Annotated in this window: 17 protein-coding genes and 1 pseudogene; 10 read left to right on the top strand and 8 right to left on the bottom strand. The window is 43.5% G+C overall.

Going from position 1 to position 22,005, the window contains the following annotated elements; all coding sequences use genetic code 11:
• Nucleotides 1-110: 110 nt before the first annotated feature.
• Nucleotides 111-2,108 (bottom strand): hypothetical protein, encoded by a 1,998-nt coding sequence (locus tag IQ274_RS09930; protein ID WP_194142136.1) that lies wholly within the window; start codon nt 2,106-2,108, stop codon nt 111-113.
• 518 nt (nt 2,109-2,626) lie between these two features.
• On the opposite strand from IQ274_RS09930, the gene purL reads away from it, so the two are divergent.
• From purL to IQ274_RS09950, 4 genes and pseudogenes are all read left to right on the top strand, one after another.
• Nucleotides 2,627-5,002 carry a phosphoribosylformylglycinamidine synthase subunit PurL gene (gene purL / locus IQ274_RS09935; RefSeq protein ID WP_194142137.1) on the top strand — a complete coding sequence of 792 codons (2,376 nt, stop codon included), beginning with the start codon at nt 2,627-2,629 and terminating at the stop codon, nt 5,000-5,002.
• Nucleotides 5,003-5,171: 169 nt separating this feature from the next.
• The gene (gene purF / locus IQ274_RS09940) at nt 5,172-6,671 is read left to right on the top strand and encodes an amidophosphoribosyltransferase (RefSeq protein WP_163927719.1); all 1,500 of its coding nucleotides are present in this window, start codon (nt 5,172-5,174) and stop codon (nt 6,669-6,671) included.
• Between the two features lie 132 nt (nt 6,672-6,803).
• A pseudogene (locus IQ274_RS09945) lies at nt 6,804-7,370 on the top strand (Uma2 family endonuclease).
• Nucleotides 7,371-7,580: 210 nt separating this feature from the next.
• A complete protein-coding gene (locus tag IQ274_RS09950) occupies nt 7,581-8,186 on the top strand; it encodes a hypothetical protein (RefSeq protein ID WP_194142138.1) in 606 nt (201 codons plus the stop codon).
• A 6-nt stretch (nt 8,187-8,192) separates the two neighbouring features.
• Here the strand turns inward: IQ274_RS09950 and IQ274_RS09955 are convergent, their stop codons facing one another.
• The 3 genes from IQ274_RS09955 to IQ274_RS09965 all read right to left on the bottom strand — a co-directional run bounded on the left by IQ274_RS09955 (nt 8,193) and on the right by IQ274_RS09965 (nt 10,230).
• The gene (locus IQ274_RS09955) at nt 8,193-8,474 is read right to left on the bottom strand and encodes a hypothetical protein (RefSeq protein ID WP_194142139.1); all 282 of its coding nucleotides are present in this window, start codon (nt 8,472-8,474) and stop codon (nt 8,193-8,195) included.
• A gap of 117 nt (nt 8,475-8,591) precedes the next feature.
• Nucleotides 8,592-9,638: an ABC transporter permease gene (locus IQ274_RS09960; protein WP_163927716.1), complete on the bottom strand. Its 1,047-nt coding sequence runs from the start codon at nt 9,636-9,638 to the stop codon at nt 8,592-8,594.
• Nucleotides 9,639-9,711: 73 nt separating this feature from the next.
• Complete coding sequence (locus tag IQ274_RS09965; RefSeq protein ID WP_179071558.1) at nt 9,712-10,230, bottom strand: adenine phosphoribosyltransferase; 519 nt, start codon at nt 10,228-10,230, stop codon at nt 9,712-9,714.
• A 481-nt stretch (nt 10,231-10,711) separates the two neighbouring features.
• Here IQ274_RS09965 and IQ274_RS09970 point away from each other — a divergent pair, with 481 nt between their 5' ends.
• Together IQ274_RS09970 and IQ274_RS09975 are read left to right on the top strand one after the other, a co-directional pair.
• On the top strand, nt 10,712-11,338 hold the full coding sequence (locus IQ274_RS09970) for a DUF3038 domain-containing protein (protein ID WP_163939475.1): 627 nt from the start codon (nt 10,712-10,714) through the stop codon (nt 11,336-11,338).
• Nucleotides 11,335-12,765 (top strand): DUF4335 domain-containing protein, encoded by a 1,431-nt coding sequence (locus IQ274_RS09975; protein ID WP_194142140.1) that lies wholly within the window; start codon nt 11,335-11,337, stop codon nt 12,763-12,765. Before IQ274_RS09970 ends, IQ274_RS09975 begins: the two co-directional genes overlap by 4 nt.
• A 68-nt stretch (nt 12,766-12,833) precedes the next feature.
• On the opposite strand, the gene IQ274_RS09980 is transcribed toward IQ274_RS09975, so the two are convergent.
• Nucleotides 12,834-13,199: a four helix bundle protein gene (locus tag IQ274_RS09980; RefSeq protein WP_163939479.1), complete on the bottom strand. Its 366-nt coding sequence runs from the start codon at nt 13,197-13,199 to the stop codon at nt 12,834-12,836.
• 87 nt (nt 13,200-13,286) lie between these two features.
• Entirely contained in the window at nt 13,287-15,554 is a 2,268-nt protein-coding gene (locus tag IQ274_RS09985; protein ID WP_194142141.1) for a transglycosylase domain-containing protein, read from the bottom strand.
• 430 nt (nt 15,555-15,984) lie between these two features.
• Here IQ274_RS09985 and IQ274_RS09990 point away from each other — a divergent pair, with 430 nt between their 5' ends.
• Nucleotides 15,985-16,635, top strand: coding sequence for a hypothetical protein (locus IQ274_RS09990; protein WP_194142142.1), 651 nt, complete (start codon nt 15,985-15,987; stop codon nt 16,633-16,635).
• A 200-nt stretch (nt 16,636-16,835) separates the two neighbouring features.
• Here the strand turns inward: IQ274_RS09990 and lspA are convergent, their stop codons facing one another.
• Nucleotides 16,836-17,312, bottom strand: coding sequence for a signal peptidase II (gene lspA, locus IQ274_RS09995; protein ID WP_012407648.1), 477 nt, complete (start codon nt 17,310-17,312; stop codon nt 16,836-16,838).
• Between the two features lie 94 nt (nt 17,313-17,406).
• Nucleotides 17,407-17,994: a biotin transporter BioY gene (locus IQ274_RS10000; RefSeq protein WP_012407649.1), complete on the bottom strand. Its 588-nt coding sequence runs from the start codon at nt 17,992-17,994 to the stop codon at nt 17,407-17,409.
• 779 nt (nt 17,995-18,773) lie between these two features.
• Here IQ274_RS10000 and pstS point away from each other — a divergent pair.
• The 3 genes from pstS (at nt 18,774) to pstA (ending at nt 21,951) form a co-directional block, all read left to right on the top strand.
• On the top strand, nt 18,774-19,955 hold the full coding sequence (gene pstS, locus IQ274_RS10005; RefSeq protein WP_194142143.1) for a phosphate ABC transporter substrate-binding protein PstS: 1,182 nt from the start codon (nt 18,774-18,776) through the stop codon (nt 19,953-19,955).
• A 144-nt stretch (nt 19,956-20,099) separates the two neighbouring features.
• The gene (pstC, locus tag IQ274_RS10010) at nt 20,100-21,050 is read left to right on the top strand and encodes a phosphate ABC transporter permease subunit PstC (RefSeq protein ID WP_163935577.1); all 951 of its coding nucleotides are present in this window, start codon (nt 20,100-20,102) and stop codon (nt 21,048-21,050) included.
• 19 nt (nt 21,051-21,069) lie between these two features.
• The gene (gene pstA, locus IQ274_RS10015; RefSeq protein ID WP_114084557.1) at nt 21,070-21,951 is read left to right on the top strand and encodes a phosphate ABC transporter permease PstA; all 882 of its coding nucleotides are present in this window, start codon (nt 21,070-21,072) and stop codon (nt 21,949-21,951) included.
• Nucleotides 21,952-22,005: the final 54 nt, after the last annotated feature.

Here is a 22,005-nt window from a genome sequence, read left to right on the forward strand (position 1 = left end):
AAATTTGGAACTAAGAATATATACGCTAGTAGATAATTTGTCAGCTTAAAAGCAAATAACACCGATTAGACACTTACAAGGTAAAACACCAGACGGAGGAATTCCCAAACCTATGCCCCGTTTGCTAAACTGCTGTAGCAGAAAGAGCTATCTGCAAAGATAAATTTCTCAAAGCCCGTCGTAGACAAGATAATGGAGTTTCCATTGCTGTTGAAAGTGATAGTGGCATTAAGGGTATTGCCCGAAATAACCCCAGATACAAAGAGTTCAGAGCGATTGAAAGCGCTGAGATCGAGGGTGTCAAAACCATCTCCGCCATTAACAGTTGCAGCACCAAATCCTTTCAAGTAGTCATTCCCAGCGCCTAGAGCAATGTTGATTCCGCCACCGATGGTGACTTTCTGTTGAACTCCATCTAGGGTGCTGGTGGCGATAATTTGGTCATTGCCGTTGCCAGTCTTGATGATTCCTTCTCCATAAATACCATAAGCTGTACCACCAATTGATGCTGTCGCCTGTCCAGTAAGCTTATCAGAACCATTGCCAGTATCAATTATTCCATCGTTGACGATGCCAAATGCAGTGGAGTTTGTTCCAGAACTTTTACCATCACCAGTAATCTTGTCATTGCCCCACTCTGTAGTGATGGTGCCGTATTTAGTGTTTTGAATGCCAGTTCCAGTACCCACATCGCCGATCCCACCAGGAGCGATACCGCCTTTGCCGCCAATGCCAGTACCTATAATTGTGTCTTCTCCGTTTGCGGTATCCAGTTTGCCAGTATTGGCGATCCCAATTCCAGTACCGCCTTTGCCACCGACGCTCTCAGTAAGACCATCTATGCTAGCCCCGCCATTACCACCAGTACCAGTGCCAGTGATGGTGTCGTTTTCGTTACCTGCATTCAGACTACCACTATTAGCGATGCCTGTTCCAGTACCGCCCTCACCGAAGAAAAACTTGTCGCCGCCCTTACCGCCAGTACCGATACCAGCGATCTTGTCTTTTCCGTTCCCTCCATTCAGACTACCACTGTTAACGATTCCTGTTCCAGCACCGCCGTCGCCAGTATTAGGAAAGCCCTCGGCACCGATGCCGCCAGTACCTGTGCCAGTGATCGTGTCTTCTCCGTCTCCGCTATTCAGACTACCACTGTTAGCAATACCGATTCCAATACCGCCGTCGCCAGAGGAGGGACCGCCTGTGCCGCCGATATCACCAGCACCTGTACCAACGATCATGTCGTTTCCGTTCCCTGTATTTAGACTGCCACTGTTAGCAATACCGGTACCAGTACCGCCATTAGCGCCGCCTAAGCCATTGCTGCCCTTGCTGCCAGTACCTGTACCGAGGATCATGTCTTCTCCGTCCCCGGTGTGCAGTTCGCCCCTGTTGCTAATGCCAGTTCCATCCCCGCTACTGCCGGCGCTGCGGCCACTGCCGCCATTGCTGCCAATACCAGTGCCGACGATCGTATCTTTTCCGTTTCCTGTATTAATACTGCCACTGTTAGCGATACCTATCCCCGATCCGCCTTGACCACCGCTCCCAGGTCGACCTACTCCATTCGCGCCGTTACCGCCAGTACCAGTGCCGATAATCGTGTCATTTCCATCTCCTGCATTAATATTGCTACTGTTGCTGATACCAGTCCCAGTTCCGCCATTGCCACCGGAGAAGCCGCCGAAACCACCGTTGCCGCCAGTTCCAGTGCCGCTGATCGTGTCATTTCCTTTCCCTGCATTAATCTTGCTACTATTGCTGATGCCAGTCCCAGTTCCGCCGTTGCCGTTACCGTTACCATCGGTGTTGCCGTTGCCGCCGTTGCCACCGTTACCGATGCCTGCGATCGCGTCTTTTCCATTTCCTGTATTCAGACTGCCACGGTTAGCGATGCCATTGGCATTCCCACCCTCAATGGAGCCGCCGATGTCGCCGATGCGACCAGTACCTGTGCCCCGAACGGTGTCATTCCCTGAGCGCGTACAAATGAAACCTCCAGTTAAAATATCAATACCTATTGCTGGAGATGCATTTAACTGTTCTCCCATCAGAGTGTCAGAACCGGGGGTGCCGATGAAATTGGGTGGAACGGTAAGTCTAGGCATGATCAAAATCCTCGCTATTAAATTTTAGTGCGGTCAATTTACTAATTGGAATGAGTAGTTTCTCAAAAAATAAATTCCCAGAATCCTTTCTTCAAAAGCCACTTAGTTCAGTTATTGAGTTCGCTGTTGTATGAGTCACTTCAAGCGAATGAAATGCCAGCCAACGAGATAATTGAGATTACAGGGCATTAAAACTTGCGATCGCATCGCATCCTATTTTTTCTGCATTCAACTAGTGGCGCATCTAACAGGCTGATAGCCATTTCTATAACCTGGCAATGACCTATGTATATTACAAGGGGATAAATTTTATTACTTCACTCTTATCAGTATATTTACCAGTAATTTAGCGTTAAATACAATCTATCTTTAGGTGTACAAAAATATGGATCTTTAAGTAAATTTATTTATTTTTTTTTATCTTGAGCGTCATATAGTTATAAACTATGCTAATAAATGCACCTACAGGGCAAGTAAATCGATAGAATAATGCTCTGTACAATTGGTGCATAATTTCCATGACCGCCACATCTCCTGCTTTTTTTTCCCCTCAAGAAATCGCTGCTGAAGGTCTTAAACCAGAAGAATACGCAGAAATTGTCCGTCGGTTAGGCCGTCATCCCAACAAAGCTGAACTGGGAATGTTCGGGGTAATGTGGTCAGAGCATTGCTGTTACAAAAATTCTCGGCCTCTACTCAAACAATTTCCTACTGAGGGGCCCCGCATCCTCGTAGGGCCTGGTGAAAATGCTGGTGTTGTAGATTTGGGTGACGGACTCCAACTAGCTTTTAAGATTGAATCTCACAACCACCCATCAGCTGTAGAACCATTTCAAGGTGCAGCAACGGGAGTAGGCGGTATTCTTAGAGATATTTTTACAATGGGTGCGCGTCCTATTGCTCTATTAAATTCCCTGCGTTTCGGTTCTCTAGAAGATACCAAAACTCAAAGGTTGTTTCAAGGTGTAGTGGCTGGGATTTCACACTATGGTAATTGTGTAGGAGTACCCACCGTTGGCGGCGAAGTTTACTTTGACCCAGCTTATTCTGGTAATCCCCTAGTGAATGTTATGGCACTAGGATTAATGGAAACCCAGGAAATCGTTAAATCTGGGGCATCTGGCTTAGGAAACCCCGTGCTGTATGTTGGTTCTACCACTGGGCGCGATGGTATGGGAGGCGCAAGTTTTGCCAGTGCAGAATTGAGCGATCAGTCAATAGACGATCGCCCTGCTGTGCAAGTAGGCGATCCATTTTTGGAAAAGTCGTTAATTGAAGCTTGTCTAGAAGCGTTTAAAACGGGTGCAGTTGTCGCCGCCCAAGATATGGGAGCAGCTGGAATCACCTGTTCTACCTCGGAGATGGCGGCAAAAGGTGGAGTAGGAATTGAACTAGATTTAGATAAAATTCCTGCAAGAGAAACGGGGATGGTTCCTTATGAATATTTGCTTTCGGAATCTCAAGAAAGAATGCTATTTGTTGCCCATAAAGGGCGTGAGCAAGAATTAATCGACATTTTCCATCGTTGGGGACTTCAAGCCGTTGTCGCTGGTACTGTCATCGCTGAACCCATTGTGCGGATTCTCTTTCAGGGTGGAGTAGCAGCAGAAATTCCCGCCGAGGCTTTGGCGGAAAATACCCCACTATATAACCGTGAATTGCTGGCAGAACCGCCAGAATATGCTCGTCAGGCTTGGAAATGGACTCCTGATTCTTTACCTGCTTGCACAACTGCTGGCATAGAACTCCAAGGAGGTGTGCAAAGTTGGAATGATATTCTGTTAACTTTGCTCGATACACCCACGATCGCATCTAAAAACTGGGTATACCGCCAATATGACCATCAAGTACAGAATAATACAGTCATACTCCCAGGTGGTGCTGATGCGGCTGTTATCCGGTTGCGTCCTCTTGAAGAAATTCCCAATCTTAAATCTAAAATCCCAAATCTAAAATTAGGGGTGGCTGCAACAGTAGATTGCAATCCTCGTTATGTTTATCTTGACCCCTACGAGGGAGCTAAGGCAGTGGTGGCAGAAGCTTCACGCAATCTTAGCTGTGTGGGTGCAGAACCTCTGGCGGTGACGGATAACCTAAATTTTGGCTCTCCAGAAAAACCGATTGGTTATTGGCAATTAGCAGAAGCTTGTCGCGGTTTGGCAGAAGGTTGTCGAGAATTGGCGACACCAGTCACAGGCGGAAATGTCTCTTTATACAATGAAACCCTAGATTCTCAAGGCATCCCACAACCTATTTATCCCACTCCTGTAGTGGGGATGGTAGGGTTGATTCCCGATATCACCAAAATTTGTGGACAAGGTTGGCAAGCATCAGGTGATGTGATTTATCTTCTCGGATTGCCTCTGGCATCCAAAATCAGTTTGGGAGCATCCGAGTATTTAGCTACTATCCACAATACTGTTGCCGGAAAACCGCCACAGGTAGATTTTGACTTGGAACGCCGCGTCCAAAAAGTTTGTCGGGAAGGAATTCGTAATGGTTGGATACGTTCAGCCCATGATTCTGCTGAAGGGGGAGTGGCGATCGCACTTGCCGAATGTTGTATTGCTGGAAACCTTGGTGCCCAAATCAATTTAGAAATAGCAACAACGCAGTTAAACCGTGTCGATGAAGTACTGTTTGCCGAAGGTGGTGCCAGGATTTTAGTTTCTGTAGCATCAGAACAACAAGAAATTTGGGAATCATACTTACAGGAACATCTGGGTCAAGAATGGCAAAAACTCGGTATAGTCGATAATTCCCACACAGGTTTGGGGGTTTTCACCACTGATAACCAAACCTTAATCAAAGTTACGATCGAAGATATGAATGATCGCTATTTCCATGCGATCGCTAGGCGTATCGCCAACCAAACCACTATTTCTGAGTCCTGAGTATTTAGACTTCACTCAGAAATCAGCACTAATCACTCAGAACTATTAGCGTCTCTGAGCATAATTACGGTACTGTTTTAATAGATGGTTAAAGATTTATTAAGAAATCAACAACTATCTATAGACATAATCCCAGTGACTTGACCCCCCCACCAGGAGCAAAGCTAGCATGATCTCTATTCATTCTGTCACTTCGGATGAATACCCCGACCCTACCAACAACCCAATCAATAGTCATGAAAATCAGCCTGACAAGCCAGAAGAAGCTTGTGGTGTTTTTGGCATCTACGCACCAGGAGAAAACGTTGCTAAACTGACCTACTTTGGATTGTACGCCCTCCAGCATCGGGGTCAAGAATCAGCTGGGATTGCCACCTTTGAAGGTACAAAAGTCCATCTCCACAAAGATATGGGCTTGGTATCTCAAGTTTTTAATGAAACCATCTTGGATCAATTGCCTGGTAGCCTTGCTGTTGGTCACACTCGCTATTCCACCACAGGTTCTAGCCGCAAAGTTAATGCCCAACCCGCAGTCCTGGAAACTCGCTTAGGTTCATTAGCCCTCGCACACAATGGTAATTTAGTCAATACAGTGCAACTACGTCAAGAGTTGCTTGAGAAAAAATACAACTTAGTCACCACAACAGACTCAGAAATGATTGCTTTTGCGATCGCAGAAGCGATCAATGCTGGTGCAGATTGGCTAGAGGGTTCAATTCAAGCATTTCACCGTTGTGAAGGAGCCTTTAGTTTAGTTATTGGCACTCCTAACGGTGTTATGGGTGTCCGGGATACCAATGGCATTCGTCCCCTAGTAATTGGGACTTTAGCTGGTAATCCAGTTCGTTACGTTTTGGCTTCGGAGACTTGTGGTTTAGACATTATTGGAGCCGAATACCTGCGAGATGTAGAACCAGGCGAATTAGTTTGGATTACTGAAGAAGGTTTGGCTTCCTATCATTGGAGTCAACAGCCCCAAAGGAAATTGTGTATCTTCGAGATGATTTACTTTGCCCGTCCTGATAGCATTATGCACAACGAGAGTTTGTACAGCTATCGGATGCGCCTAGGACATCAACTAGCTAAAGAATCTTGTGTCGATGCCGATATTGTCTTTGGTGTTCCTGATTCTGGTATCCCTGCTGCGATCGGATTTTCTCAAGCTTCTGGTGTAGCCTACGCCGAAGGACTGATTAAAAACCGCTATGTTGGACGAACCTTTATTCAGCCAACCCAAACCATGCGGGAGTCAGGTATTCGGATGAAACTTAACCCGCTTAAAGATGTGCTGGCGGGTAAACGAGTAATTATTGTTGATGACTCGATTGTGCGGGGTACTACCAGCCGTAAATTGGTTAAAACCTTGCGTGAAGCGGGTGCAGTGGAAGTACACATGCGAATCTCTTCCCCACCAGTAACTCACCCCTGCTTCTATGGCATTGATACCGATTCTCAGGATCAACTGATTGCTGCTACCAAGTCAGTAGCGGAAATTGCCAAGCAACTGGAAGTAGACAGCCTCGCCTATCTCAGTTGGGAAGGAATGCTAGAAGCGACACGAGAAGACACCAATAGTTTCTGCTCTGCCTGCTTTACTGGAGATTATCCCGTGGCGATTCCTGAGCAAGTGAAGCGTTCTAAGTTGAGTTTAGAAAAGGTAGTGGTGTAGGAATAGAAGAAGGGAATAGGGTACAGGTTACAGGGTACAGGTTATTCCCTATCACCTGTCACCTGTCGCCTCTGCCCTAATCCCAATGCCCGCTCAAGATAAAATAGGTAAATCCCCTAACAAATATGGTTTATGAACCAGCCAATATCTGAAAGAGTGCGCTGGACTACCGCCGATTTAGAGTTGTTTCCAGATAACGGAAACCGCTATGAAATTATTGACGGAGAATTGTTTGTTACCAGAGCGCCTCACTGGAATCATCAAAAAGTCTGTGCCAGAATGATTGCTCCATTGGATAACTGGTCACAAGCTACTTCTTTGGGACAAGTCGTACCTGCTCCAGGCATAATCTTTGGCGACAATGATAATGTGATTCCTGATGTTGTCTGGGCTAGCAATGAGAGATTGCCCTTACTTTTAGATGAGGCTGGGCATTTGACAGGTGCGCCAGAACTAGTAGTATAGGTGCTGTCTGCTGGTATTGAGAATGAAAAGCGAGATAGGGAATTTAAACTAAAGCTTTACTCAGCAAGAGGTGTTAGGGAATATTGGATTGTGGATTGGCGCAATCAACAGGTGGAAGTTTATCGACGTGAGCAAGCGAGTTTAAAGTTAGTTGCTACGTTGTTCAGTGATGATGAGTTGAACTCACCCATATTGCCTGCTTTTAGTTGTGCGATCGCATCCTTATTTACCTAATACAAGTTTGCATAATTGCTGTAATTTCTTACTACTCGTTGAGTAGGTTACTTTTTTCAATATGGCAAAACTACTTTTAATTGCAGAGTGATGTCTACGACGGGCTACGCCTACTCATCCTTATCTATTTAATATAAGTTCGCATAATTATTGTAATTTCTTACTATTCATGATTTTCAATAAAAAGTAGAAGCTAAGAAGATAGCCTACATGTCATCTTTTGAATCAAACAGCAACAACACCGTTGAAGTAGATGGAATTCAATTTGCAACGGTAATGCCTGAGCGTGTAATCCAAATTCCACCAAAGCAGCCTAGTGCTAAAACTCAAGTTCAGTTTGGGATTAAGATTACTAACAATACAGCAAATCCTCGTAATTTCCTACTTTTCACAGCGCGACCAGAATTTTTCCAAGCAAACAAGCAAAAGGTGCCACAGTTTGGCCCTATTGCTAACACAGCCGGCTCTCCAGAATTATCCGATTTTAAATTACTGATGCCTGGAGAAAGCGTGACTTTCTTAGTGGAAGGATATTTTGAATGGTTTAAAAATGAACTGAAGTTTGTATTTATGAGAAAAGATGCTACCTATTGGTGGTATGGCAATTTTGAATCTGGTACATACTCGATTAATGTCATATATGAAAATCCTTATCCTGCCTGGGAGCAAGCTAGTTGGGGAGATGGAATTATCTCTTTCATGCCAATGCGGAAGCATCCAAGAAACCACTACTTAACACTTGAGAGTATGAGAATAGAAGATGTTTGGGTAGGTAATATTTTTACATCCCCTCTTGAGTTTTGCCTTATCCAGTAGTGGAGCTTAAATATGCTGTAAAAACTCAATTTTGGGCAATAACGGGTCAGTCACAATACCCACACCGCTAAAACCCCAGCGTTTGAGCAAGTTTCCCAACTGTGTACGCGGAATAGATTCCACAGAGAAGCGATTGGCTAGTTCTGCTGCATGGGTGTTGAGATAGCTAAGAGCATCAAAATTTTCCTGAAACAGCAACAAATAACCTGATGTTTCGGTGTCAGGACGAGCTATGAGATAATTACCGTCAGTTTTTGAGCGCACCAAGTAATAGACTTCGGACAGCATGGAGATGGGGATGGGGAGAGTGGGATAGCAGGGGAGGTGGGGGCAGGGGAGGCAGGGGGAGCAGGGGGAGAAGAATTAATAACCAATGACCAATGAAAAATGACAAATGACAAATGACTAATTAAGATTTTCTAGGCGAATGCGTGGATCGGCAGCTTTTAACATCAAATCGGCGATTAAATTACCAGCAATCAGCAAGACTGCGCCCATTACCAAGCTTGCCATTAATAAATATAAATCTTGAGCTTGTAAAGCCTGTAAAGTCAACCTCCCTAAACCGGGCCAGTTGAAGAAAAATTCGGCAATGAAAGCACCATTTAATAAACCAGCTAATTCAAAACCCAATAAGGTAATCAAAGGATTTACAGCGTTACGAAGTGCATGAACGTAGATAACGCGGTTTTCTGGCAGACCTTTGGCACGAGCCGTTTGGATATAATCTTGACGCAGCACATCCAATAATTCGCCGCGAGTGATGCGTTGTAAACCAGCAAAACTAGTAATTGAGAGGGCAATCGTAGGTAAAATCATGTGCCAACCGACATCTAAGATTTTGCCAAACCACGTTAATTCTGAGTGATTGATGCTAGTCATACTACCCACTGGGAATAAGGGCGAGGTGATTTGGGCTAAAACCAGCAGTGCCAAGGCCGTGATGAAACTGGGAAAGCCTTGTCCGGCATAGCTAATCACCTGTAAAAGTCTATCTGATAGCTTATTTTGGTTAACAGCAGCAAAAATCCCTAGAGGGATGGCGATCGCCCATGTGACAATTAGAGATGCGATCGCTAATAGCAAAGTAGCTGGTACTCTTTCCCACAACAGCGATGCCACTGAACGTTGATAAATAAAACTCGTGCCAAAATCTCCTTTTGTCAAGATTCGCCATAGCCATAGCCAAAATTGCTCTGGCCAAGACTTATCAAGACCAAACTGCCGCTTAATTTCCTCAATTCTTTCTGGAGATATCTTCGGGTTTTGCCGCAGCGTATCTACATAATCCCCTGGAGCGAGTTGAATAATGAAAAACGACAATGCTGATGCCAAAAACAGAGTTAGTAGTGCCTGCAATACCCGCTTTGCTACATAAATAAAAGTTTCGCTCGTGATTAGCCTGACTAGCCAATCCCTACCTGTCTCCAAGGAAATTCTCGTAGATGTCATTTGTCCTTTGTCCTTTGTTATTTGTTATTTGCCCTTTGCTAATGACCAATGACTAATGACCAATGACAAATAACTAATATTCAATTAGAGAGATAATCGGCACGTCCGGCAAATATTTACGCCCTTCTAAATCCCGTAGCTCGATAATAAACCCAAATCCTACTAATTCGCAGCCAATCTTCTGCACTAACTTTGCTGTTGCACTCGCAGTTCCACCCGTGGCAATCAAATCGTCCACAATCAAAACTCGACTACTTTCATGTAAAGCATCTTGATGCAGTTCCAGACAGTCAGTACCATACTCTAGGTCATATTCAATTGAGTGAACTGCGGCTGGTAACTTACCTCTTTTGCGGATGGGAATAAAACCAGCCCCTAATTGATAAGCCAGAGGTGAGCCAAAAATAAATCCTCTTGACTCTATACCAATTACATAATCTGGTTTTATTTCAGCTTCGTTGCATTTTTGTGTTAAAAAGTCAATAGTATAGCGTAATCCCTCTGGATCGCGCAGTAATGTAGTAATATCCCGAAATAAAATTCCGGGTTTGGGAAAATCTGGAATGTCACGAACGAGAGACTTCAAATCCATAAAAAGGGGAATGGGGAATGGGGAATGGGGAATGGGGAATGGGGAATGGGGAATGGGGAATGGGTGAGAAGAGAAGCGGGGTAAGTTATTGAAAAAAGAAGTATTGATTATTGATCAATTCCCAATGCCCAATTCCCAATTCCCTAATTCCTAATGTCCAATTTTCAGATACCTGAAAAATCGTACACTATAATGTCATACGCTGGGGGTCAAGTGGGAATCAAGGCTGAAGCTTCGTCCTTTGTTGACGATAATTAGAATCTAAACCAAGCTAGAAAAGGTATTACATTCAGAAATGAGGTGAATTAACTTATGTTTTAAAACTTTGATTTCAATATAGGGAAAACTTTGAGTAGAAAGAGTTAAGTAATGTATATATCAGGTAGTCATGCTACTGCTATAAGTCTAATGCTCAAGTCTTGGCTACTGATCTTAAATTTGTTTTATCTAGTCTGTTGGAACCGCACAAGGTATTTATAGAATGAATGTCTCAGCAAGTTTAACGCCGTTCAACAGTCCAACTCAAGATTCATTGCCGACGATTCTGGACACTTTGCCAGATCCTGCGATCGCTTCCAAGACTTGTCCTCGGAGAACGCGGTTGCAAATTGACCTGATTTTATTGGCAATTGAAGCTTTAGAGCTTGGTGGTTCGGAAGCAATCTTGAGTTTTGCTCAAGAGTTGGATCTCAAAGGAATTGTTAAAGACAGGGTGAATTTATGGCGGATGCGTAGCTCTAACCCGCTACGGAGAGCGCATATCCGCCGTCCCTTAAGTATCATGGAAGCAAAAGCTCTGGTAGTCATTGCTTGCTACATAGCGCGGCGTTTAACTGTTGTCATTCGCCAGTTATTAATGATATGTCAACAAATGGAAGAAAAGCAGATTCCATTGGAACAGAATTTGCGTCTATCTAATTACCTAGAGCGGTTTAGAGCGCATTTTAAAAGCCGGATGAATGCCCGACGTTCTGGTGTACTAGCATTAACTTCTGATGAAAAATTAGATGAGCTAGCTATAAATTTGTTAGGACAATTACTATTTTGTACTGGTACAGCTGGAATGCAGCGATTCTGGATTAGTCTTTTTGACGGTGAAGTGGAATGAATATTCAACGTAAGTACAGTCTACCTAATTGTACACTGCTTTTAGAAGGGTTAAGTGATGTCACTAGGGCTGCACACTTCCAGGAAATGCGCCCGGAATTATCAATATTGGTAAATGCAGAATGCTATTTATCTGGTTATAATCAGCCCCTAACGGGAGGGCGGGAATTTTTTGAAAGTTTGGTGAGGGCTGTTAGTGGGTATGCCCAAGAATTTTTAAGTAGTGTACCTAATCCCCAAGCACACAATCAGGAATCGGAGCTAGTAGAGTTTCGGAAAGTTGACAGCAACCGACATAGATTAATCATACATTCCGAAGGAACTCCAGAGGGATTCGATCACTCTAACAATTCCAAACGTCCGCCAATTGAAATAGATTTGAATACGGTGCAGTTGTTCGATTTAGTAGAAGCAGTGGATCAGTTTTTTGCTGATACCCAAACTTTACCTGAACTTTCTCTAGAACTACAACCAGTTACCAGACGCTATGGCGGTGCTAGTCAAGCTTTGGTTAGGCAGGCTGTACCTGCTGCCGTGGGTGTGTCAAGTTTAGCAGTAGCTGCGATCGCCTTTAACTTGATTCCACCTCCCCAACTGCGTCCACCACAGCCAACAACAGATGAGCAAAGTAGCTCTACAATAAACAATATCACTCCTCCAGCATCAGCAGCTGCAACACCCATCGCGCCTGCAACGCCCAGAGTAACGCCTACAGCTAATGGAAAGCCGGCAGTTAAAGATTTAGAAGTACTTTTAAATACAGTTCCAGAAATTACTGATCCATCACAGTTACGTGCATTGAATCGTCAAGTTTACAACCAAGTTCATCCAGCTTGGACTAATCGCTCAGGATTGCAACAAGATTTGATCTATCGTCTGGGTGTAGCTGCGGATGGAGCGATCGTCGGTTATAAAGCAGTAAATAAAGAGGCAAATTTAGGAGTAGGTCAAACTCCTCTGCCGAACGTACTTTACAATCCAGCTACCCGCCCTCCCATTTCCAATGAACCGATCGCTCAATTTCGAGTAGTATTTACTACCCAAGGGGTGCTGCAAGTTAGCCCTTGGCGGGGATATGCTAGAACACCAGAGGTAGTGGGTGCAAAAATTGCTGACTCTAATATAGTCAAAAATTTAAACCAAAAGCTTTATACTACAGTTCGGCAAACTTGGAGTGGCAAACCCACCTTTACGCGAGATTTGAAATATCGGGTAGCAGTCAACAAAGATGGTGTAATTGCTGACTATGAACCACTCAACCAAGTTGCATTTGACTATTTTCGGGAAACACCTCTTCCAAAGATGTTCAATGCTATCTACGGTTCCAATGTAGCAGCTCCCAACGATAAACAACCTCTCGCCCATTTCCAAGTGATATTTAAACCTAGTGGCACGCTGGAAGTTACGCCTTGGAAGGGATATCAGTAATTGGGAATGGGGAATGGGGAATGGGGAATGGGGAATGGGGAATGGGGAATGGGGAAAAGAATTAATTTCTATTCTCTATTTCCTATGGATTTTAGATAAGCATTAAGCTTGGGTAAGAGTTCATCAAGAATTGGTTTAAATTTACTTACCTGTCCGTTTGTCAATAATTGTCTAGCATAGGCTAACCTCAGCCAACTGATAGTTTCATACAAAGACCCTCTGGCAATCTTGACAAAACGTCGATTGTCTTGATAGTTGTACCTACCTTTACCTTCTGCGATGTTCGCACAAACACTATCAGCAGACCGAACAATTTGCTTACCCAGTGTATCTTTAGTGAAATTGTCCCATTCTTTAACAATGTGCCAAATTTCATTAGCCAGCTTTTCAGCAAGTTGATAAACTTCTAAGTCCTCAAAATCAGGTCTTCCCACAAAAGTCCATTGATCATTTATTGATCAATAGTTCCCAATTCCCAATTCCCAATTCCCAATTCCCAATTCCCAATTCCCAATTCCCATTTACCTTGTAATGCGCCGCATATAATTTCCCCACAACTGAGCGGCTTGAGCGCTGCTACCAGATGTTGGGGAATTGTTGTCGTTTCCCAGCCAAACACCAGTTACAAGCCGCCGACTTGGGATAAAACCTATAAACCATAAGTCAACGTTTTTATCAGTCGTGCCTGTTTTACCGGCTTCTCCCAGTCCAATGGCAGCACTACGACCAGTGCCTCTGGTGATGACACCACGCATTAAGCTAGTCATCTCGTCGGCTACACCACTTGGCAGAACTCGTTTGTTCGCATCTGGATCTTGGTCGAAGGAGTAGATTACCCGACAGGTTTTGATATCATTGCGATCGCTGCAATCACCACTGTCTAAAATTCGGTTAATCGCATGAGGAGGATTCCACACTCCACGATTACCAATAGAGCCAAAAGCACCAGTCATTTCCAAAACATTGACCACACTTTGACCCAGTACTAAGCCAGGAACCGGATCGAGGTTTGACTTAATTCCCAAATTCTGAGCCATCGCCACTACTTTATTCAGCCCGATTTCTCTAGCAACTCCCAAGGCGATGGGATTTTCTGAAAGAGCCAGCCCGGTGGCAATATCTAAACTGCCAGCACCTGAACGACAGGGTTTGTAAGTGAAGCCTTGCCAAGTTAAAGGAGCGCAGGAATAATTCTTAGATGGTGAAATTCCCTGTTGAATAGCGGCGGTGTAAGCAAAGATTTTAAAGGTGGAACCTGGTTGTCTTTTGGCTTGAACAGCGCGATTGAACTGACTTTTTTTGTAATCAGTTCCGCCTACCATTGCCAGAATGCCACCTGTACTGGAGTCAAGAGTTACCACAGCCCCTTGAGAAAAGTTAAAACTTCCACCACTATTATTGACTGAATTCCGCAACGCCGATTCAGCTTGGCTCTGGATAGCAGGATCAAGCTGGGTTTCAATGATATAATTCCCTTCGTTTGCAGCTCCCTCGCCCAAGATTGATTCAAGTTCAGAGAAGACGTAACTGTAAAAATAAGGAGCGATCGTCTTAGCCTGCTGTTCACAAACTTTAGGACTAACTTGAACAGTGGAACGTCTAGCTCGGTTCGCATCTTCAAGCTTAATTTTGCCCATTTCCAGCAACCGCTTAATCACACGATTCCGGTATTCAGCTGCTTCTAGCTTATTTGGCCCATCCCCACAAAAATCGAATGCGTTGGGAGCAGGTAAAATTCCTACCAAAGTAGCTGCTTCTGCCAAAGTTAATTCTTTAGCCGACTTCTCAAAGTAATACCGGGCTGCATCCTCAAAGCCAGAGGTATCTCCCCCTAAGAAAACCCGATTTAAGTACATCAGCAAAATTTCGTCTTTGCTGTAAAAGGTTTCTAACTTTAAGGCGACAACTGCTTCCCGTAATTTGCGTCCAAGGGTATCCTGTCTACCTACATACTCACGGAACAAGCTGCGAGCAACTTGCTGCGTAACAGTGCTGGCTCCTTGCTGCACATCTCCGCTACGGCTATTGATCAACACGGCTCGTAAAATCCCCAGAGGGTCAACCCCAAAGTGCCAGTAATAACGACTATCTTCTGAAGCTACTACGGCAGATGACAAATAAGGGCCAAATTCCTCTAAACGCTTCATATCTACATGAGAGATCGTTCGAGGCTCTCTCAATGGGGTGGCTCCATCACGAGCGTAAACAACTACTGGAGCGCGTGTAGCTGTAGGTAGGGGTCTAACTGAAAATTTCAGCCATTCTACGCCAATTACTAAGGCGAACAAGGCGCTGACACCACCAACACCATAAGCTGTCCAACTTGCAGCTTTGACATACCAGGCTGGTGGATCGACGTATTGCAGGCGCACAGAAGCGGCTAGTTCTGGGGGCCCCAGAGTCAGAATATCGCCGTGACGTAGTTCTAAGGAATTAACACGACGCTTGCCACGATAAATGCCATTGGTGGAGTTTTCATCTTTGATGACGAAAACTGGTGTGCGCTGAGTAGAATTCCGCGATAGCGATAGGTGAATTTGGCTGACAACAGGGTTACGGACGACGATATCGCTGGATTTGGAGCTACGACCGAGAATATAGCGATCGCCCAACAGTGGATATACCTCTGCTTTATCCGCCCCCGCATCCTGTACCCAGAGTTCCGGTACTTTGGCATTAGGCTTGAGCGCCAGTTTGGAAAAATCAACCCTAGCTTGGATAGTATGGACTGCTTGAGTCAGTTGACCAATTAACGTTTGTGGCTTGTGAGGGGGTTGGGGAGAACTCATCGGCTATTCACATCACACTTTTTAGTGAAGAATGGGGCGAATTACAATTTTAGATGTTAGTCTTTCATCATTTTACTCATAAGCCAAAGCATAAATTAGCTATACGGAACTTTTTGCTCTAATTTATACTGAATATTACTTTTTCATCCGAGTTAAATCGTTATTTTTATCACTTTGTTACAGAGAAATAAAATTTTGTCTCCTTCCTAAAGTCTTATTCTATATACTAATTTTACTTCAATGACTACAAGCATAGATTTGAAGCTTGTATTTATAAACACTAGTTATTAACAAACAACAGATTTAATTTTTACCAATTTTACATATCCACATATTCTGCAACAAACTTAAATATATTCATTTAGGAAGATTTTCTAAATCTTATTATCTGTTTTAATGGGCCGAGTGTTCCGTTGAGGTAAATTTCAGAATGATGGGAAAATCTCTGACCCTGATTGGTACAGCTCTATCTTTGGCTCTCACCACTAATATTGCCGTAGCCGAATCCAGTAAATCCCCCATAGCTCAATCCAGTAGCGAATCTACTAGCGCACCAACGGAAATCAAGATGTCGCCAGAAGGTATGAAAATTCTGTGCGAGTATTTTCCGCTCAACTCTCGCTGTCCCGGCGGCACAGCCCTTACCCCTGGTGCGGCTCCTGGTAGCACTACAGCACCAGCAGAAACCACACCTAGCACTGCTCCTGGTAGCACTACAGTACCAGCAGAAACCACACCGAGTAACATCACTCCTCCCGAAAGCACTCCGGCACCAGGAAGTGTTACCCCACCTGACAGTGGAACTCCTGAAAGCACTCCAGCACCAGGAAGTGTTACCCCACCTGAACCTGGCGCTCCTAGTAACTTAACTCCAGCACCAGGAACCGTTACCCCACCTGAACCTGGCGCTCCTAGCAACTTAACTCCAGCACCAGGAAGTGTTACTCCAACTGAGCCTGGCACTCCTAGCAACTTAACTCCAGCACCAGGAAGTGTTACTCCATCTGAACCTGGCGCTCCTACAGAACCAGGTGCCAACTCTCCCAGTACTCCATCTACTGCTCCTGCCACAGGTAAATAAATTAAAAGCTGGATACGTTTGACATACTAATTTACCATCAGCGATCGCCTGTGCATCTTGACTTTCTGCACCAGTTATGATGACTGGTGTAGGATATAAATTCAAATCTCTGGAACCCATAAATCAAGTCTTCGCATATAGGACTGAGAAATGGTTTCAGTAATTAATAGCCTGGGATTAATCATCCCAGGCTTAATAGTTTAATCCAGCCTACCGGTTGAAGTTGGTGTTTTTTGGAAGGAAGCAATTAACAAAAAAACAATACCAATACTAATAAAAGAATCTGCCACATTAAATACAGGAAAGCTAATCAGGCGAAAATCAAGAAAATCAACGACATGTCCTAAAACAAAGCGATCAATACCGTTGCCCATAGCTCCACCTAAAATTAAGCCATAGCCCAACTGATCCCATAAATTTAATGTTGGGCCAAACAAGGCCAACGCTATCAATACCAAACTCACTCCTAAAGATAGCCAGCGCAACCACTCTACTTTCCCACTTAACAGACTAAAGGCGGCACCAGTGTTAGTAACATAGGTAAAGTGAAATATTCCAGTTAAGAGTGGTAGTGTTTGCCCCAAACTGAAGGTTTGTACCACCCAGTATTTTGTTATTTGGTCTAGGAAAAAAGCTATAAAGGCAGCAATCCAGAAAAGGCGGTTTTTTAAACGCATGAAACTAGGGGCTAGAGACTAAGGACTAAGGACTAAGGACTAGGGGATGAGAAAATTGTAAATTTCTTGCCCCTAGCCTCTAGCCCCTTGATGACTAATAAAACATTAAGTGACGCAATATATATGCTATTACAGTAACGGCACAGACCACACTTAATTGCCCTGGTAGTGCAAACCAAGAGTATCTGAGGATTGCTTGCATCAAAGGTAGATTTTCTGTGCCTTTCCACTGAAAAATATAGCTAATAATCAAATAACTAATACCGCATAGATGCAGAGTTAACAAGCCACAGATGCAACTAAAGGCGAGAGTTTCTAGTCGAGGTCTAGCTTTAAAGGCAACTAAGCCACAAATCCAAGCTCCAGGAATAAAGCCTAGTAGATAGCCAAATTGAGACAGCTTAACATAACCAATACCACCTCCATCGGCAAATACAGGTAATAAGGTTAACCCCATCACTAAATAGGCAATTTGCGAGAGCGCACCGGCATTTTTGCCCCCTAAACAGCCCACTAACAGTACTGCGCCAATTTGAAAAGTGACACCTAAAGAAAAAGTCTGAATTCCGTGCTTACTCCAATTCCAAGGAAAGGTGATGCCATAAGCTTCTAAGAAGGTACCACCCATTGTCAGGAGTAAGCCAATCATAGACCATAGTAATTGATTGGAAGCAGCAAACATTTATCAGGCAACCAGGAAAAGGCAAAAGGGAAAACCAACAGCAACTAGGATGTTCATTAGTATTGAAATGAAATTTGTGCTTACACCTCTAAGAATTAGCATATTTTTTTTTGCCTTTTTGGTGTGTAACTTTTCAGTTCTACGAATTATTACTTAGGTGTCTATAGCTGTAAGTTGATTGACTGAAGCGTAGTCTGATTCTGGTATTTGACCTAATACGTGGTAAAGCTAGCAAAATTTAGTATTTAAACTAAGTTTTTAGATTCAGTGCCAATTTATGCTACAAATTGTTAAAGATAGTTCTTTAATTCACTTTTTTTAGCGATCGCCCCGCATACTCTCCATAAAATAGGCAATTTATAGTTTTCCTTCTGCTTTATCTAAATTAGTTCACTGTCTAAACTTAGATTGTTTAGTTATGACTTTAAGTCTTTAAGTCTGCTTAGACCTATAAGCAGCAATAACTTTCATAAAATTTCAAAATTTATTAAGTTTTCAATAATAACACAATTTGTTATTTTTTATCATTTGACCAAAAAAGTGACCTTATCAATCAAATTTTGCCAATATTTATGTAACCAAATCACTGTGGTACTATTTGTAATCTGTAACTAAAGCGGCAGTATAAATTTTATCAAGCAAAAGTAAAAACGAGTGTTTGTTCTTCATCAAAAAACGAGCTTTTTTTGCTTTGTTAACCTATCCTTTACCTTTACCTTAATCCTTTAGGGGTATTCTTAGAGGCGCTCACCTGAAAAGTTACCCAAACATTGATAGCGATGCCATCACCTTTTCGTGTAACAAAAATTCATCGCCTCACAGCTTCAGTTTCAGTGTTAGCACTGACAATCAGCCTAGCTGCATGTGGCGGACAGCAAAATCCAGATAATACAGCCACAAAGGATACTCCTTCTGGCACTGCTACAGATACGACTGCCTCCAGTACAACCAAATTAGATTTAGGTGGAAATCTCAAGTTAAGCGGAGCTGGTGCGTCTTTTCCAGCACCACTATATGATACATGGTTTACTGATCTAAACAAAAAGTATCCAAATCTACAAGTTGACTATGCCTCAGTTGGTAGCGGTGCCGGAGTTGAGCAATTTATCAAAGGGACTGTAGACTTTGGTGCCAGCGATGTTGCTATGAAGGATGAAGAAATCCAGAAGGTACCAGCGGATAGGGGCGTTATTTTACTGCCTGTCACTGCTGGTAGCATCGTGCTAGCTTACAACTTGCCAGATGTTGCAGAACTTAAACTACCACGAGCAGTTTACGCTGATATTCTACTGGGCAAAATAACTTCTTGGGATGATCCCCAAATTGCCAAAGCTAACCCAGGTGCAAAGCTTCCTAAAGAGAAAATCACAGTAGTTTATCGTTCAGATGGTAGCGGAACAACAGGTGTGTTTACAAAACACCTCAGCGCTATTAGCCCGGAGTGGAAGACTAAAGTTGGTGAAGGCAAAACTGTCAACTGGCCTAGCGGAGTTGGTGCTAAGGGGAATGAGGGTGTTACCGCCCAAATCCAACAAACACAAGGTTCTATTGGTTATGTCGAGTACGGCTATGCCAAACAAAATAGTCTTAAGTCTGCTGCTTTGGAAAACAAAAGTAGTAAGTTTGTTGTGCCTAGTGAGAAGTCAGCCTCTAAAACTTTGGCATCAGTAACTCTACCGCCCGATCTCCGCGTCTTCATTTCCGATCCAGAAGGGGCCGATTCCTATCCCATCGTCACTTACACCTGGATTTTGGCTTACAAGAAATATCCCAACGCGGCAAAAGCTAAGGCAGTTGAAGCTGCGATCGAATACGCTTTAACTGAGGGACAAAAACAGGCTACGACATTAGGATATGTTCCTCTACCCCAAAATGTCATCGCAAAGGTTGCTGCGGCTGCGGATCAAATTAGTCCAGACTATAAAATCGCTGTTGGTAGTGGTACTAGCGCTAGCAAGTAGCTACAGTCATAGACATGAGGCATTGCTAGACAATAATTTTTAAGCTGGTTATTAAACTAGTTTGAAAAGACGATGAGGCAACAATTTTGCTTAGATGGTTGCCTCCCATATCTTCCTCTGATTTAATTGTGAAAGTCGGTAGTCATGACTACAAATTCTCAAAATCTTTCATCAGCGACAAAAAATCGCTCTGATGTAGAAAAATCTCTAGATCGCGGTTTTATCTGGCTTACTAAAATTTTCGCCTTTGGGGTTGCTGCCACTTTATTATGGATCGGCTTCCAAGTTGCAATTGCTTCTGGGCCTGCCATCCAAAAGTTTGGTGCTAGCTTTTTAGCTAATACCACTTGGAACCCAGTTAATGATAGCTACGGGGTGCTACCTCAAATTTATGGAACTCTCTTGAGTTCTTTTATTGGTTTACTGATAGCTGTACCGATTGGAGTTGGTACTGCTATTGTACTAAGCGAGGATTTTTTACCCGCAAAAGTGAAGTTGGTACTAGTTTTTGCAGTAGAACTGCTCGCAGCTATTCCCAGCGTTGTTTACGGCGTTTGGGGTATTTTTGTTTTAGTGCCTATTTTAACTAACTTGGGAAAATGGCTCAATAGTTACTTTGGCTGGATACCATTTTTTAGCACCCCCCCTACAGGACCAGGAATGTTACCGGCAGGAGTCATATTAGCAATTATGACTTTGCCCATTATCACAGCCTTATCGCGTGATGCCTTAATTTCTATACCACCCAGTTTGCGCCAAGCCGCCGTAGGACTAGGAGCAACCCGATGGGAAACTATATTACAAATACTTATTCCAGCAGCCTTTTCGGGGATAGTTAGCGCTGTGATGTTGGCACTCGGTCGGGCAATGGGTGAAACAATGGCTGTAACAATGTTAATTGGTAATTCCAACAACATTAGTATCTCCCTGTTAGCACCAGGTAATACAATTTCTTCTCTACTGGCGAATCAATTTTCCGAAGCTAGTGGTTTACAAGTTTCGGCTTTAATGTACGCTGCTTTAGTTCTATTCTTCTTGACCTTGGTAGTTAATATTATGGCCGAGTTTATCGTTCTGAGAGTCAAGCGACTGTAGCTTAGTTTTGGGTTGAATTATGACTTCTAGTTTTCCAGAGCGCAGTCTAACTCGCGCTCCTATGTCTCAAAGGACACTGTTTAATACAGTAATGACTGTAGTTGCATTTATCTGTGGGATATTGGCACTTGTGCCTTTGTTAGCAGTACTTTCTTACGTCATTATTCAAGGCTTTAGCAGTTTGAGTCCCAGCCTCTTTTTTGAACTGCCACCCAAAGCTTTACAACAGGGAGGAGGCTTTGGTAATGCCATCTTGGGAACACTATTAATGGTAGGAATTGCTGCCCTGATTAGTATCCCATTTGGTGTTTTAGCAGCAATATATATCACAGAATTTAGTTCAGCGCAAGTAGCGAGATGGGTACGTTTTGCAGCTAACGTCTTGAGTGGAGTACCGTCAATTATTGCTGGGGTATTTGCATACGGGATTGTAGTTTTGACACTAGTAAAGTTAAACTTAGGATCATACTCTGCTTTAGGTGGAGGGTTTGCACTGGCAATTTTGATGTTGCCAATTATTGTCCGAACCACTGATGAAGCCTTGCAGTTAGTATCGCAAGATTTGCGACAAGCATCTGTAGGGTTAGGGGCAACTAACTTTCAAACAGTAACACAAGTAGTTTTGCCAGCAGCTCTACCTGCGATTGTAACTGGGGCAACGCTAGCGATCGCCAGAGCATCTGGAGAAACCGCACCTTTACTATTTACTGCGCTATTTTCCAATTTTTGGCCCGATGGCTTATTCCAACCAACAGCTTCCCTTGCTGTTTTGGTTTACAAATACGCTATTTCTCCGTTTAAAAATTGGCAATCACTAGCTTGGGCGGCATCTTTGATTTTGGTATTGATGGTTCTAATCACAAGTATCATTGCTCGCTGGGCTACTCGCAAAAAAGCTTAGGGAAACGGCTTACACATAGCGGATTTGTATCGCTAAAACTAATACTGCACTTAA

The sequence above is a fragment of the Nostoc sp. LEGE 12447 genome, assembly GCF_015206985.1.
Lineage (GTDB): Bacteria > Cyanobacteriota > Cyanobacteriia > Cyanobacteriales > Nostocaceae > Nostoc.